This is a genomic window from Butyricicoccus faecihominis, assembly GCF_024462775.1.
Lineage (GTDB): Bacteria > Bacillota > Clostridia > Oscillospirales > Butyricicoccaceae > Agathobaculum > Agathobaculum faecihominis_A.
Genome location: NZ_JANGCE010000003.1, coordinates 14,526 through 28,535, shown reverse-complemented (window position 1 = coordinate 28,535; position 14,010 = coordinate 14,526). Strand labels below are relative to the sequence as shown.

The window sequence follows — 14,010 nt, the reverse complement described above, 5'->3', positions numbered from 1 at the left end:
AAAAAAGCCCTGTAACCATAAATTACAGGGCTTTTTCGCTGCCTTTTGTTTTACTTCGCCGTGATCAAGTCTTCCGCCATCTGGAAAAAGTCGTCCGCCGTCAGATCGCTCTCGTCAAAGGTTGCGATGCTGTACGTCAGGCCGTTTTCCACCCAGTGGACACGATAATAATTTCGCTCTTCGCGCGTCTCGGTGCCGTAGGCGATGTTGATCTCGCCCGCGTCCATTTTCGCCTGCTCTTCCGCGGTCGGCTTTTCAGATTCGTCGCCCGGCAGGAAAATCTGCGGGATTGCGCGGTAACCCACGGTCACGTCGCCGATCTGGCGGGTCTCGTCAAACGGATCGTCATATATGCCTTCCGGCTGGACCGGCTCGACGGAAACATCGAGGCTAACGTCCTTATCATTTTTATAACGCAGCGTCAGCAGCGGGAAGGATTCTACCTTGTTGCCCGATTCGTCAACTTTATCGATCGAGTCGCGATTGCCCCGTACAAAGGTAAACTCGCTTAAAAAGCTGTCCACGACCTTCAGATCGGGCGAAATCGCTTCCGCTTCCGACGCAGTCTTGTCAAAATCAGTCCAGCCGTTGGCAATATAGCTGTGGGTTGACCAACTGACCACCTTGCCGCCCGCAAACGCGCCGCCAACGGCCACGGCCAGCACCGCGCAAAGCGCGATCGCGTTTCTTTTCCAAGTTTTCATCCTGCTTTTGGGCAGGGGCGCGCCGCTTCTGATCGCAAAATCGACGCGGGTCTTTAGCTTATCGGGCGCTTTCAGCCCGTCTCCGCAAGCATGCAGGGTCTCGCTTACCGCTCGGTTCAAATTCATTTCATCCATGGTTGACAGCCTCCTTGGCCTCTTCCGTATTGTCTGTCAGCGCCTGCCGCAGATGGCGGCGGGCGGAAAATAAACGGGATTTGACCGTACCCTCGATCACGCCGGTCGCCTCGGCGATCTCGTGAACAGAAAGTTCATTGTAGTAATAGAGGATCACTGCCGTGCGACGTTTTTCATCCAGCGTGTAAAGCGCGTTGTATAGGCGCTTCTGCTCATCGGTACGCAATACGGCGTTCAGCGCGCTTTCTTCCTGCCCCGTTCCTATCAATTCGGCTTCCGGGGTCTCGCGGCGCTTTTTTCGGCAGTATTTCCACGCGAGCCGGGTAAGCGTCTTGAGCAGCCACGGGCGGAATTTCGATCCGTCCCGCAGCGATGAGATGGACTGCGCGCAGGTAACGAACGCTTCCTGCGTTAAATCCTCACCATCCGAACAGTTTCCGGTGACAAGGCAGGCGACGCGATACGCATCATCTTTATAGCGGGTGTACAATTCGTCGAACGCCTGCATGTCGCCTTGCTTCCAGCGGCGAACAAGTTCTTCGTCGGTCATGTGCTCCCTCCTTCCATGTATTTGGTGCACCTGTATATAAGAGCACCGAAGGGTGCATTTGGTTCAAAAATTTTTTTACGATATAGCGCCAAAACTTAATCTACATATTATGGGTGGTTTGTTCCTTGTGTTTGTCCGCGCCTTCCCTTATACTATAACTAAGAATAGTAAAGGAGGGAACCCCCTCTCATGGATAAACAGGCTTTTTTTGATGGTAAAATCTTCAACGCCTACCGCTGGTTCGGCGCTCACGTTAGCGACCGGTCGGTCATTTTTCGCACTTTTGCGCCAAATTCCGCCAAAATAACCGTAACCGGCGCATTTAACGACTGGCAAGAGGACGCGATGATCCCGGACGGCAGAAGCGGTTTTTGGGAGCTGAAAAGCGCCGAGGCCAAGCCGGGCCAGCTCTACAAGTACCGCGTTTACGCTGGGGACGGCACGGTGCAGGACCACTGCGACCCCTACGGCTTCGCCATGGAGCTTCGCCCCGGCTGCTGCTCCATCGTGACCGACCTTTCGGAATATACCTTTACCGACGACGCATGGATGGCCGCGCGCACCGCGAGCCATGACGGCCCCGTGAACATTTACGAAATGCACCCCGGCTCCTGGAAACGAAACCCCAAGGATGAAAACGGCTGGTACACCTACGACGAGCTGGCGGATCTCCTGATCCCCTACCTGCGCGAGCACGGCTTCACCCACGTGGAGTTCCTGCCCCTATCCGAGCATCCGTTTGACGGCTCATGGGGCTATCAAAACACCGGCTTTTTCGCGCCGACTTCGCGCTACGGTACCCCGGCGCAGCTGAAAATGCTGATCGACAAGCTGCATCACGCCGGGATCGGCGCAATCATGGACTTTGTGCCCGTACATTTCGCGGTGGACGGCTACGGCCTTGCCCGGTACGACGGCACGACATTGTACGAATACCCCCACCCCGCCGTGGGCGAAAGCGAATGGGGCAGCTACAACTTTATCCATTCCCGCCGCGAGGTGCGCTGCTTTTTGCAATCCGCCGCCGATTATTGGCTGACCGAGTTCCATTTTGACGGCCTGCGCATGGACGCGGTATCCCGCCTGATCTACTGGCAGGGCGACCCCGCGCGCGGCGTGAACGGCGATACGCTACAGTTTTTGCGCAATATGAACGAAGGATTGAAGCAGCGCCACCCCACCGCCCTTCTAATCGCCGAGGATTCGACCGCCTATCCGGGCATTACCAAGCCCATTCAGGAGGGCGGCCTTGGGTTTGACTACAAATGGGACCTCGGTTGGATGCACGACACACTGGAATATATGCAAACCCCGCCGGAAGAGCGGCCGCGTGACCGCGGCAAGCTGCTGTTTTCCATGGAATACTTCCCGAATGAGCGGTATTTGCTTCCCCTTTCGCACGACGAGGTGGTGCACGGCAAGGCCGCTATCGTGCAGAAGATGTATGGCAGCGATTTAGAGGACAAATACGCCGAAGCCCGCGCCTTTTACCTTTATATGTTTGCCCACCCCGGCAAAAAGCTGAATTTTATGGGCGGCGAATTGGGCCTGCGCACGGAATGGGACGAAGCCGCCGAACTGGATTGGTCGTATGAGCACGGCCCGTTCCACACATTTTTCGCGGCGCTGTGCCAAGTGTACCGCGCGCACCCCGCGCTGCACGCGGACTACCGCGCGGATAACTTTGTCTGGCTGCCTCAGGACGAGCAAACGGAAAGCGTTTTTGCCTTTACCCGAAGTGTAGACGGCGAACGCCTGCTTGCTGTTCTGAACTTTTCGGACGAGCCTTGCGACTTCCCGATCGACGCACCGGCCACCCTGCTGCTGCACACGGATTGGACGGCTTTCGGCGGCGCATCAAAAGAGAACGATCGTTCATTTTCGGCAGATGAGGACAAATTATTCTTGCATTTGCCAAAATTCAGCGGCGTACTGCTGCAATATGTGAAATGAGAAGTGATGGGATGATTGTATCCGAATACGACGCGTTTGGCCCTTGGATATACGAGATCAGCGAGGAACACCCGCTGCCCGCCTTGTTCGCGCCCTATTATCCCCAGTCGCCCGAACCCATTATGAGCTTTAAAATTCCCCGGGATATCGAGCGCCGACGGGCCACGCCGGACATGGAGCTGTACGACTATGTGATCGCCGCGTACGAACACCATATCCTTATTTTAAAGCGCGAGGGCAAGGCGGTCTCCTCCACTACGGTTGCTTATGAGGCGATCGAAGGGATACGGCTGTTCCGAAAATTCCTGCTCGGCCTGTGCACGCTTTACTTGAGCGGCCGCGCGCTTACCGTTACGTTCAACACCACCTCGATGCAGCTCATGCAGCGTTTTGTGCGGCTGATCCGCTCGAATTATCAGGCGCGGGAGCAGGCGCGCGCCAAATCGAAGGTGCGCGTCGGCCCGGCGTTTGAGCAAGAAATTCCGGACGCGCTGTTTATCAACCTGCAAAACGACCTGCGCGACGCGGGCGAGTGCTTTCAAACCGGCGCGTTTCAGCCCGCGGCGCATCTTTTGCCACGGCAGCCCAGCTTGACGCAGCGGCTGTTTCGGCTGCTCAAGCCCCAGCTTTTGCCCAGCGCGCTGCACCTGTTCAATGACGACGAATTGCTGCTCATTGTACAGGAAAACGCGGAAAAGGACGCGCAGGAAAGCGAATATGGATATGATTTTACCTATATTCCCCTGCACAAGCTGCAAAGCGTTTATTTAGAGGACGATGAGCGATACCAAGATGTTACCACTTGCACGCTAAAGTTGGAAAACAATCGATTGCCTTTTTCCTTTTCCAGCGGCAACCAGCAGGCGGCATTGTTTTACCAAAACCTGCGTGATTCTGTTTGATCAAAGCCAGAGGCTGTCAAAAAAGTCCGCCTTAGAAGGGCGAAACCATTGCAAAAGAAAAAGAGTGCCTAGCTTTGTCATTCTGAGGAGTGAAGCGACGAAGAATCTCGCGCGAACGCGCGCTTCTTACGTCAATTCCGCGCGTTCGCGCGAGATTCTTCACTTCGTTCAGAATGACAGTTAGGCATTCTTTTATTTCGCAATAGTTTTTTGACAGCCCCTTTTCTTTTTCTAAAATACATTTCCATGATTTTATTGTATTATTTGGGTGAATGATATATAATTTTGGTATTGAAGAGAGGAGCGTCTATGCGTATTCTACTTTGCGACGATAACGAAGCCTTCTTATACCACTTTGGCCGGGCAATTATGACTGAATTTGCACAGCGGGAGATAACGGTAGACCTGCGGCGCTGCGATGGCGGGGCGCGGCTGCTCGAGGAGATCGAGCGAAGTCCGGCGGATGTGGTCTTTCTGGATATCGATATGCCGGAAGCGAATGGGTTCACCATCGCGGCGCAATTATCAGGCCGCCCCCAAAAGCCGCTATTGATCTTTACGACCAGCATGGAGGATTTGGTTTTTGATTCATTCCAATTCCAGCCCTTCTGGTTTCTGCGGAAAAACCATTTGGAGGAGCTGCCCGTGGTGATCGATAAGCTGATCGCCGCCTTACAGCGAACGCCAGAATTTGCAATCACGATCGACGGTATCATACGGCATTTTCTACTGAAAGATATCCTTTATTTTGAAAGCAAGGGGCACTATATTTTAATCCATACGGCGGTAAACGACGAAGGCGAGCCGCCCTGCTTCCGGGCCAAGCTGGACGAAATTGCGGCGCAGCTTGACAGCCCGGCCTTTGTCCGCTGCCATAACAGCTACTATGTCAACTGCCACTATATGAAAAGGCTGGATAAACAAAATGTAACGCTGCGCGCAAAAAAAGAAATCATTATCCCCGTCAGCCGCAGCAGGTGGAAGGATACCCAAGACGCCTTTTTCCGCAGCAAAGGGAGCCTGAAAAAATGAGATTTGCTTTTGAAACAGCGATCAACGCGCTGGAAGCCTTTTTAATACTGGATTTTCTCTGGTCATATTTAGGTTTTCGCGTAAAAAGTGCTAAACGATGGTGGGGCTGTGCTCTGTTTTGGATCATTTCAACAGCCTCTATTACTTTTTTTTCATGGAATGCCGCGTTTGAAACCACCTCCAGTTTAACACAAATTGCAATAAATTTTGTATTTTGTCTATTTCTTTTACGGGGGAGTATTGGAGTAAAAGCCTTTTTATCGGCATTTACTATGGGTGGAATTGCTCTAATCGCCGGTTTTACCGCCTTTTTAATTGGTACCTTGTCCGGTTCTGATATAGCTGAAATATATACACAGTTTGACTCTATTCGATTAATTGCAATTTTGACTGCCAAAATTCTTTTTTTTCAAATTTCGCGAATTATTCTGCGTCTCAAAAAAAAAGCTCATATTGATAAACAAGATGCTTTCCCTTTACTGATTAGTCCTATCATATCTATAATCATTATTGTCATTTTAACATATGCCGCCATGCATGCGCCCGAAGTTCAAACATTTATTTCCCTTGCAGTTTGTCTACTAATGGTATTATATCTTCTGACTTATTGGCTGTTCATCAGTCTGGCACGCAGCAGCCAGCTCAAGAGCGATTACCAACTGCTTGCGCTCAAGCATGCCAGCGACCAGCAAAACGCGGCGGATATTCAAAACCTGTATGAAGAGGTTCGCTCTATTCGGCACGATATGCAGAATCATCTTCTTTCCTTGTCCCGTATGCTGGAAGCAGCGGACTGTAAGCAAGCCGATGTCAGGCAATATATCCAAAACCTGCTGCGCCAGCAGGAGGATTTAAACCGCACCTTCGTCTTTACCGGGAACGACGCTTTGGACGCTATTTTGAACGTCAAGCAATCCGCCGCTTTTCATGCCGGTATCTCGTTCAGCCCCGTCATTACCGAAACGCTGCGTTTTATGGCGGCAGAGGATATCTGCGTTCTTTTCGGAAACCTGCTGGATAACGCGATCGAAGCGGCCAGCAAAGCGCCGGTAAAAGAGATTTCCCTTACCATTGCCAGCTCGGACGAATACGCTATGATTACCATCCGCAACAGCATTGCCCAATCCGTCCTTAGCGATAACCCCTTGCTAAGCACCACCAAGACAGTAAAAGAGGGGCACGGCTACGGCGTAAAAAATATTAAAAAAGTCGTGCAAAAATACAGCGGCCACCTTCGCAACTACGAAGAAAACGACCGCTTCATCACTGAGATTTTACTTGCCCGATCATAGGAGGCTCGCCCCGCTCGCAAAAAATGCGCAGTAGTAGCCGCCGGGCGACGCACCCAATGCCATTAAGATAAACGTAACGCATACAAATTACATGTGAATCACCGAGGTAGTAGGGCGCGACGCCCTCGGCGCGCCGAGAGCGAAGCACCGGAATATGCGGGAGTACCAACCAGACTGGGTACAGCCGAGCGAAGTAACATTGTTTCCCAGTAAGTTTTACGTCCCTTCGAGATGGCGCGCCGAGGGCGTCGCGCCCTACTACCTCGGTAATTCCTATGTTTTTTTGTATGCGTTATCTTTAACTTACTGGCATTGCTGACTCACCCGGCCACAAATCCGATTTCCTACTAGCGTTCGCATTGTAATTTTAACTGTATTTTCTTTCATATTCTTTCATAATTTATGATGCTCGTTACCAATTTTGCCAGTATACGTACAAATTTTGCCTAACCCCTTGCAAACTTTGATAAAAGCAGCTATTTTACAGATAGACTTTTTCACGGAGGGTTCCCGAATGAGTATATCTGCTAAAATAACTGCTTTTTTTATAGCCCGCTCTATCATCCCTTCGACTGACCGCGAAATATACGAATATGGATTTGAATTGCTGATCGCTGATCTGATCAATTTTTCCGCTATTCTGCTGATTGGCGGCCTTGCGGGTCAGCTTTGGTATAGCATCCTGTACCTGCTTATTTTCGTAGGCCTGCGCAGCTTCTGCGGCGGTTATCATGCTAAAACGCATTTGCGCTGTCATATCTGCACCATTGGCGCGTATTTGGTGTTCATTGTGTGTAATATGTGTCTATCCCCACAAAACGCGCTTTTGCTGCTTGGCGAAAATTTGCTCGCTTCCGTGCCGGTCGTGCTCTTCGCCCCCATCCCCCACGCGAACAAGCCGCTCACCGAGGCGGTGCGGAAGAAAAACCGCATACGCTCCATTGTGCTATATTTCTGCCTAACGCTGCTGGCCTTCGTCCTCTGCCTGCATAACCGGCAGGAAGGCGCCGCCATTTCCCTGACGCTCTGGATCATATCACTGTGCATGATCCCGGCGATATATATTTACTCACAAAAAGGGAGGAAAACATCATGAAAAACGTCATTTTCCAACTCTGTACCAAACTTGCTGCGTGCGCGTTTCTTGCAGCCATGGTATCTGTAGGTACCGCTTCGTGCAACGGACTCTATCAGCCAGAAGTGCCACAACAATTAAAAAGATGAGTTTTTACGATTCTTATGAAAGAGGTGCTTCCAATGCATTAATTATTATCTATATACCTAAAGTATGTTTATAAGTTTTGTAGCAATGATTTATATGGAGGTTTAAAATGAAAAAATTAATAAGTATGTTTTGCGCATGTGTGATGATGTTTACATTTGTATCTGCAGGTGCTGTAGATGTTCAATCTGAAAGCGACTCTAAAAAAGTCCTCACAGCAAGCAATATTTCTTCGTCGGAATTTGAAAAGTCTAGCAAAACTATTTTATTGAAAATGGATAAACCGGTTACAATAACTTATCCTGATGGTAGCAGCGAAACTTTTACCTTGAACGAGAATCAAAATGTGATGACTCGCGCAGGAAAGAATCGCATTAACGTAACGCGTAGTATCAACAGGCTTACTTGGGACGCTGATTTAGTATTATGGGCAGACTGCACATGGGGTAATCGTCAAGTAACGATCTTAGATAAAGGGCTTTCAGTTAGTACCTGGATGTGCGAGCTCACCGAGCATTCTGAAAATATTACTGTAAAATCTGCATCTAATAATAATTATGCCAAAGTCCGTGCAACTGGTTTACTGACACGTCATAATCTTGGAACCGGCGATCTAAATGGTACTGTTAATTACGACTTTGAACTTTGGGCTGATCCTGCAAATAGTTCACAAGCTTACATCCACATTAACGACTACAACAACTAACGTATAAGCATGGAGATGATAGTCTTTTGGAAAACGTACTTTCATTAATTAGTCTCCTATCCGTTTTTTTAGACTTTTTTTTGCGAATAGGATTAGGCATTTTAATTATAAAAGGCATAATTGTTCTTTCAAAATGATGGAAGTGCACAGTGTACATGCACACGGGTGCACACGGGGACGGTTCTCTTGTGTCCCCCTATTGCTTACCGCACGCATCACTTTTTCATTTCTATATCTATGCAAAACGCTCCTCTTTTCAGGAGCGTTTTGCATTCTTCAAGACAAGAGGACGGTTCTTCTGTCCGCTTGTCTTCCCTTACTCTCAAAGTGTCTTTTCACGTCATTTTAAGAGTGTTTTACGTCAAAACCATTTTCAAACTAATCATTTAGAGTTATAATTAAAATACCATACATGACATAAGAAGAGTTAAAAACAAGGCGGTGGTTCCTTTGTTCTCCCAAGAAGCAGCATTGAGACGGAAGAACCGTACCCCTCGTCTTCATGGAAAAAAAGTAAGATTTAGTCTTTTAATCACGATCGTGTTACTACTGGCGGCAACGCCATATTGGCAACCATGGGTAAGGGACTACCAGTATTACACTTTAATCATTGAGCATCGCAACAATTCAAATAGTATACAGCAAGGAGACAGTTATGTAGCTTTAGAGCATTGGATAAATCACTCATTGCAAATTGAGTCCGATGTGAGACTGAAACTTTCAGAGTATGAAAGTAATACAGTGAATTCAATTATTGCAAAAATAGAGAAGCCGCATATCATAAAAAAGCCAGACTCAAAAGCATCACAATATTGTATCCGAATGAAGAACGTGCAAGTGCCATTTATGATATTTTACCCCACATATTTTCAAGTGGGTACTTCAATCTTCTCAACTAGCGACAATTATTCAGATATCTATAAGCAGTTACATGAGTTTCTTTCTAATTTGAATCCTGCAACGCATATTCCTGATCGTCCAATATAGTTTTGCACATGGGGACGTTTCTTCCGTCCCATTGTCTTCCTCTTATTCTCTCATTGCCTTTTTACGTCATTTCAGGCATGTTTCACGATAAAAACATTTCCAAACCGATCGTATTGGATTATAATAATGAAAATCCTATCTGACATAGATTGAAAGCAAGTCGGTGGTGCTATTTTTCTCCCCAGCATCAATACCAACAAAACGAAAGCGTCGCCCCCTTGTCTTATAGGTGAATAAAATGAAAAAACGACTTGTATCTATTTTTATGCTAATGGTGGCTACTGTTTCTTGTATTGGTCTAACAGCATTTTCTGACGCAGATATGGCTACTGAACAAACAGAAGAAGTTGAACTAATTAAAGAGGCTTTTGTTGGCGCCATTGAAACTCGGCTAAACATGGGAACCTTTGTTTCAGAAACCGGTTCCCCCTCCGCTCTAAGCGAGCAAGCTCGTAACGATAATATTAACGCCTATACTTCTTTAATTGAACAATACTATGCATCTGATAATCCTTGTCGTGCAAAATATATATCCTTACACGAATTCTATATGAATGAAAACAGTGATGAAATTCTATATTCACTGAGCAATGGTGTTTTGCAATGTGAATTTAATGGTGTTCACCTTGCTGCTGATGCACAGTCAGCCACTGTAGAAGCACAATATATAAGCTGGGATAAGCGTATTGAAAGCAATGAAGCTGGAAATTTTGAAGTTGCAGTTCCTGTAGCGCGTAATACCGTTACCGCCACTATGGTTAAAGAAGGCGGTAATTGGAAACTACTTGAAACTTTAAGCATGAATAAAGAATTTGCTGATGATGCTATGGCAAAAATTAATCAGCTAAACACAGTTGCTCCAATCGGAGAAGACACGTTAAATCAAAATGTTAATTCCGCTGAAGAAATTTGTTCAACATCTTTTGTATCTTTTGACGATGCTATGATTGCCGCAAATTCTATTGATGAAGCTTCTATCAATCCGTTTAATATGCTTGACGAAGTGGAATCTCTCATGCAGAATGAAGATAGCAACAACCTTGAATAACTGCGCACATCACTTTTTTGCACACATGCACACAGGGACGGTTCTTTTGTGTCCCCCCTTTTTCTTACCGTCCACATCACTTTTTCATTTCTATATCTATGCAAAACGCTCCTCTTTTCAGGAGCGTTTTGCATTCTTCAAGACAAGAGGACGGTTCTTCTGTCCGCTTGTCTTCCCTTACTCTCAAAGTGTCTTTTCACGTCATTTTAAGAGTGTTTTACGTCAAAACCATTTTCAAACTAATCATTTAGAGTTATAATTAAAATACCATACATGACATAAGAAGAGTTAAAAACAAGGCGGTGGTTCCTTTGTTCTCCCAAGAAGCAGCATTGAGACGGAAGAACCGTCCCCTCGTCTTCAATCCATTGTGCAGAGTTAAGGGGCCGCAACATGAAAAAGGAACCAATGATTAAAAAAAAATTTCATGCAAAAGCATCGTTGACGCGACGTATTTTCATTGTTTTAATATTTTTTGTTCTCGGATGGTTGCTAAGCTACTACATTTTCAATTAAGTCAATGCACACGGGGACGGTTCTCCTGTGCACAGGGGGGGACGGTTCTCTTGTGTCCCCCTATTCCTTACCGCCCACATCACTTTTTCATTTCTATATCTATGCAAAACGCTCCTCTTTTTAGAGGAGCGTTTTGCATTCTTCTATTATCCCGCTTTACAGCTTAGGAAACATTTCCTGATCGATCACGGAATCCAGCGGCATGCCGGAGAACGATACCGCGGCTAGGCCGTCGATAAAACGAGTAACTGCGGCGAGCAAAACGGAAATATTATCCGCCACAAAAGTGATGATCTTTTCCAGCTCCAGCGAGCCGTCCAGCAGGGTGTTATGCTTCAGGTAGATTTGCCCCGCTCCTTCAAAATAGCCAAACGAGCCAAGCGCGCAGAAATCGTTGCAGTAGGCGCAGGCCTTGCGGGTCTGCGCCGCGTTTGTTTCCGGCGCGTTCTGGAACAGGGTAACGAAAAACTGCAAAAGGCCCATGTCCTCTTCCGGCAGCTGCATGGGGATAAAGCAGCACTCTATCACCACATCCTTGGCTACCTTGCCCTGCCGCATGGCTTCGCAGCGCAGCAGCGTGGGCGCGTTCTCGCTCTGCATGACCTCGGCGCGGAAGCCGTTCTGGTTCAGCACATCGGCCATACAGGTCAAAATACGGTTCTGCTGTTCGGTTTTCATTTATTTCACTCCAATATCCGTGCGGTAATGTGCCTGATCAAAATGGATCTTTTCAACATCCGCATAGGCCTTGCGGATGGCTTCGTCCAGCGTATCCGCTACCGCGGTTACGCCCAGAACGCGGCCGCCGGCGGTAACAAGCTTACCGTCCTTCACCGCCGTGCCCGCATGGAACACGATGGCATCCGTTACCTGATCCAGACCGGCGATTTCCTTGCCCTTTTCATAAGCGCCCGGATAGCCGCCGGAAGCCATGCAGACGCAGCACGCGGCGTTATCCGCCCACTTGATGTCGATCTGATCCAGCTTTTCATCGATCACGGCGTTAAAAATATCATAAAGGTCGCTGTCCAAGCGCGAGAGCACGGCCTGCGTTTCGGGATCGCCGAAGCGGGCGTTGTACTCGATCACCTTGGGGCCCTTCGGCGTGAGCATCAGTCCGAAGTACAGCACGCCCTTGAACGGGCGGCCCTCCTGCGCCATGGCGGCGACGGTGGGCTTAAAAATCGTTTCCATGCAGGTGGCCGCGATTTCGTCCGTATAGAAGCGGGAGGGCGAAAATGCGCCCATGCCGCCGGTGTTCGGCCCTTCGTCGTGGTCATAAGCGCGCTTGTGATCCTGCGCGGAGGGCATGGTTTTGAGCGTTTTGCCATCGACAAACGCCAGAACCGAAACCTCCGGCCCGGTGAGAAATTCCTCGATCACAACGCGCGCGCCAGCCGCGCCAAAGCTGCCGCCGTCGATCGCGTCCTTCACGGCTTCGATCGCTTCTTCCTCCGTCATGGCAACGGTAACGCCCTTGCCAAGCGCAAGGCCGTCCGCCTTGATGACGATCGGCGCGCCGTTTTTGCGGATGTATTCGATCGCCTCCGCCGAATTTTCAAACACAGCATAGCCCGCCGTGGGGATGTTGTATTTCTCCATCAGCTCCTTGGCAAAGGACTTGGAGCCTTCGATCACGGCCGCGTTTTTACGCGGGCCAAAAGCGCGGAATCCGGCGGCTTCCAGCGCGTCCACCATGCCGAGGGCAAGCGGATCGTCCGGCGCGACCATGACAAGATCGGGCTGGTTTGCTTTGGCAAAGGCGACCACGCCGTCGATATCGGTAGCCTTCAGGTCGACGCATTCCGCCTCTTCCGCAATGCCGCCGTTACCCGGCGCGCACCAAATATGATCCACCTTCGGGCTTTTCTTTAAGGTATGAACGATGGCGTGCTCCCGCCCGCCGCCGCCGATGACCAGAACCTTCATTTTCAGTCCTCCTTGTTGATGAAAGCGGCGGTATGCCGCGAGAATCCAAATAAGCGCCGCGAGCAGCAGCACGGACACGGCCGGTTCACAAGCGAGCTTGTAGCCATGCCACTGCACAAGCGCGGCCAAAACGCCCACCGCGCCGGGCAGCGCGCCGACCCAGCAAGTAAACCGCCAGCCGCCGCCGAGAAGCGCCGCCAACTGCGCGCACAGGCAAGTGAGCACCACCGCGTCCATCATTAGGACGATCGGCGTCTCCCAGCCCCGATAGGCGCTTGCGGCGGGCACCATCCCAAGCAGCTTTAGCAAAACGGCAGCCGCGACCGCGCCGACCGCGAAACGCACCGTACGCTGGAGCTTCGGCCGGTATTCGGCCAAAAGCTGCGCGCCGTTGGCCACCCCCATAAAGCCCAGCAACTGCGCGAGCCAAGCAAACGAACCCGCCCACAGCGCGACGATCAGCATGGCGATACCCAGCGCGCACGGCAGAAACAACTGGCGAAGCTCCTTCATTGCTCCGCCTCGCTTCTCAGCGCCAGCTTTTGGGTGCGGAATACGTCGAAAACCATGCCGATTAGGAATATGACGCCGCCGGCATTGGCGGCCAGCAGCAGGTTTTGAAAGACAAATATGTTGCCATCCGCCAGCCCGGTCAGCAGCACCGCGCCGCCAAGCGACTGCGCGGCCGCCAGCGCCAGCAGCACGTATTCCAAGGCGGGGCTAAGGCCGCACCGCTTCCGCTGCCCCGCCAGACCGAGGCAGACCAGCACATGCAGCACACCGCAAGCCAGCAAAAACGGCAGCGCCGCCACCGGCAAAGCGAGCTGCAAAAGGCGCAGCACGCTGCAAGCAAGGGCCGCGCCCGCGGCGCGGAAATACCACGGCGAAAACCGGCGCAGCGCAATGCCGCCGAGCGCGATCAGCCCATAGGCGACGATATAAACCGCCGCATGGCCGATTTGACCGCCCGCAAGGTTCAGCAGGTAGCCGCCCGCGATCGCTAAATAGGCGTAATACGTCCCGAACAAGCGGAT

General features: G+C 50.1%; 14 protein-coding genes. 9 read left to right on the top strand and 5 right to left on the bottom strand.

Annotated features, from left to right (window positions below; all coding sequences use genetic code 11):
• Window positions 1-50: 50 nt before the first annotated feature.
• Window positions 51-839, bottom strand: coding sequence for a hypothetical protein (locus tag NE562_RS02940; RefSeq protein WP_280960901.1), 789 nt, complete (start codon window positions 837-839; stop codon window positions 51-53).
• Window positions 832-1,389: an RNA polymerase sigma factor gene (locus NE562_RS02935; protein WP_280960900.1), complete on the bottom strand. Its 558-nt coding sequence runs from the start codon at window positions 1,387-1,389 to the stop codon at window positions 832-834. Before NE562_RS02935 ends, NE562_RS02940 begins: the two co-directional genes overlap by 8 nt.
• 189 nt (window positions 1,390-1,578) lie before the next feature.
• Here NE562_RS02935 and glgB point away from each other — a divergent pair, with 189 nt between their 5' ends.
• From glgB to NE562_RS02890, 9 genes are all read left to right on the top strand, one after another.
• The gene (glgB, locus tag NE562_RS02930) at window positions 1,579-3,342 is read left to right on the top strand and encodes a 1,4-alpha-glucan branching protein GlgB (protein WP_280960899.1); all 1,764 of its coding nucleotides are present in this window, start codon (window positions 1,579-1,581) and stop codon (window positions 3,340-3,342) included.
• A gap of 11 nt (window positions 3,343-3,353) precedes the next feature.
• Window positions 3,354-4,244: a hypothetical protein gene (locus NE562_RS02925; protein WP_280960898.1), complete on the top strand. Its 891-nt coding sequence runs from the start codon at window positions 3,354-3,356 to the stop codon at window positions 4,242-4,244.
• A gap of 309 nt (window positions 4,245-4,553) precedes the next feature.
• The gene (locus NE562_RS02920; RefSeq protein ID WP_280960897.1) at window positions 4,554-5,276 is read left to right on the top strand and encodes a LytR/AlgR family response regulator transcription factor; all 723 of its coding nucleotides are present in this window, start codon (window positions 4,554-4,556) and stop codon (window positions 5,274-5,276) included.
• Window positions 5,273-6,568 (top strand): ATP-binding protein, encoded by a 1,296-nt coding sequence (locus tag NE562_RS02915; protein WP_280960896.1) that lies wholly within the window; start codon window positions 5,273-5,275, stop codon window positions 6,566-6,568. The genes NE562_RS02920 and NE562_RS02915 overlap by 4 nt, the downstream gene beginning before the upstream one ends.
• 514 nt (window positions 6,569-7,082) lie before the next feature.
• Window positions 7,083-7,664, top strand: a complete 582-nt coding sequence (locus tag NE562_RS02910; RefSeq protein ID WP_280960895.1) for an accessory gene regulator ArgB-like protein — start codon at window positions 7,083-7,085, stop codon at window positions 7,662-7,664.
• Window positions 7,661-7,792: a cyclic lactone autoinducer peptide gene (locus NE562_RS02905; protein ID WP_280960894.1), complete on the top strand. Its 132-nt coding sequence runs from the start codon at window positions 7,661-7,663 to the stop codon at window positions 7,790-7,792. Before NE562_RS02910 ends, NE562_RS02905 begins: the two co-directional genes overlap by 4 nt.
• Before the next feature lie 107 nt (window positions 7,793-7,899).
• Window positions 7,900-8,496: a hypothetical protein gene (locus NE562_RS02900; RefSeq protein WP_280960893.1), complete on the top strand. Its 597-nt coding sequence runs from the start codon at window positions 7,900-7,902 to the stop codon at window positions 8,494-8,496.
• A 540-nt stretch (window positions 8,497-9,036) separates the two neighbouring features.
• The gene (locus tag NE562_RS02895; protein WP_280960892.1) at window positions 9,037-9,483 is read left to right on the top strand and encodes a hypothetical protein; all 447 of its coding nucleotides are present in this window, start codon (window positions 9,037-9,039) and stop codon (window positions 9,481-9,483) included.
• Between the two features lie 238 nt (window positions 9,484-9,721).
• Complete coding sequence (locus NE562_RS02890) at window positions 9,722-10,531, top strand: hypothetical protein (protein ID WP_280960891.1); 810 nt, start codon at window positions 9,722-9,724, stop codon at window positions 10,529-10,531.
• Between the two features lie 672 nt (window positions 10,532-11,203).
• Here NE562_RS02890 and NE562_RS02885 read toward each other — a convergent pair.
• From NE562_RS02885 to NE562_RS02875, 3 genes are all read right to left on the bottom strand, one after another.
• The gene (locus NE562_RS02885; protein WP_280960890.1) at window positions 11,204-11,725 is read right to left on the bottom strand and encodes a hypothetical protein; all 522 of its coding nucleotides are present in this window, start codon (window positions 11,723-11,725) and stop codon (window positions 11,204-11,206) included.
• Window positions 11,726-12,976 (bottom strand): phosphoribosylamine--glycine ligase, encoded by a 1,251-nt coding sequence (gene purD / locus NE562_RS02880; protein WP_280961045.1) that lies wholly within the window; start codon window positions 12,974-12,976, stop codon window positions 11,726-11,728.
• Between the two features lie 509 nt (window positions 12,977-13,485).
• On the bottom strand, window positions 13,486-14,004 hold the full coding sequence (locus tag NE562_RS02875) for a hypothetical protein (protein WP_280960889.1): 519 nt from the start codon (window positions 14,002-14,004) through the stop codon (window positions 13,486-13,488).
• Between the last annotated feature and the right edge of the window lie 6 nt (window positions 14,005-14,010).

Bases quoted from the DNA above. Each gene is read 5' to 3' on its own strand.
- NE562_RS02900 (WP_280960893.1), top strand. From the start codon at position 7,900: ATGAAAAAATTAATAAGTATGTTTTGCGCATGTGTGATGATGTTTACA.
- NE562_RS02885 (WP_280960890.1), bottom strand. From the start codon at position 11,725: ATGAAAACCGAACAGCAGAACCGTATTTTGACCTGTATGGCCGATGTG.
- NE562_RS02940 (WP_280960901.1), bottom strand. From the start codon at position 839: ATGGATGAAATGAATTTGAACCGAGCGGTAAGCGAGACCCTGCATGCT.
- NE562_RS02905 (WP_280960894.1), top strand. From the start codon at position 7,661: ATGAAAAACGTCATTTTCCAACTCTGTACCAAACTTGCTGCGTGCGCG.
- NE562_RS02925 (WP_280960898.1), top strand. From the start codon at position 3,354: ATGATTGTATCCGAATACGACGCGTTTGGCCCTTGGATATACGAGATC.
- NE562_RS02890 (WP_280960891.1), top strand. From the start codon at position 9,722: ATGAAAAAACGACTTGTATCTATTTTTATGCTAATGGTGGCTACTGTT.
- NE562_RS02910 (WP_280960895.1), top strand. From the start codon at position 7,083: ATGAGTATATCTGCTAAAATAACTGCTTTTTTTATAGCCCGCTCTATC.
- NE562_RS02935 (WP_280960900.1), bottom strand. From the start codon at position 1,389: ATGACCGACGAAGAACTTGTTCGCCGCTGGAAGCAAGGCGACATGCAG.
- glgB (WP_280960899.1), top strand. From the start codon at position 1,579: ATGGATAAACAGGCTTTTTTTGATGGTAAAATCTTCAACGCCTACCGC.
- NE562_RS02920 (WP_280960897.1), top strand. From the start codon at position 4,554: ATGCGTATTCTACTTTGCGACGATAACGAAGCCTTCTTATACCACTTT.
- NE562_RS02915 (WP_280960896.1), top strand. From the start codon at position 5,273: ATGAGATTTGCTTTTGAAACAGCGATCAACGCGCTGGAAGCCTTTTTA.
- purD (WP_280961045.1), bottom strand. From the start codon at position 12,976: ATGAAGGTTCTGGTCATCGGCGGCGGCGGGCGGGAGCACGCCATCGTT.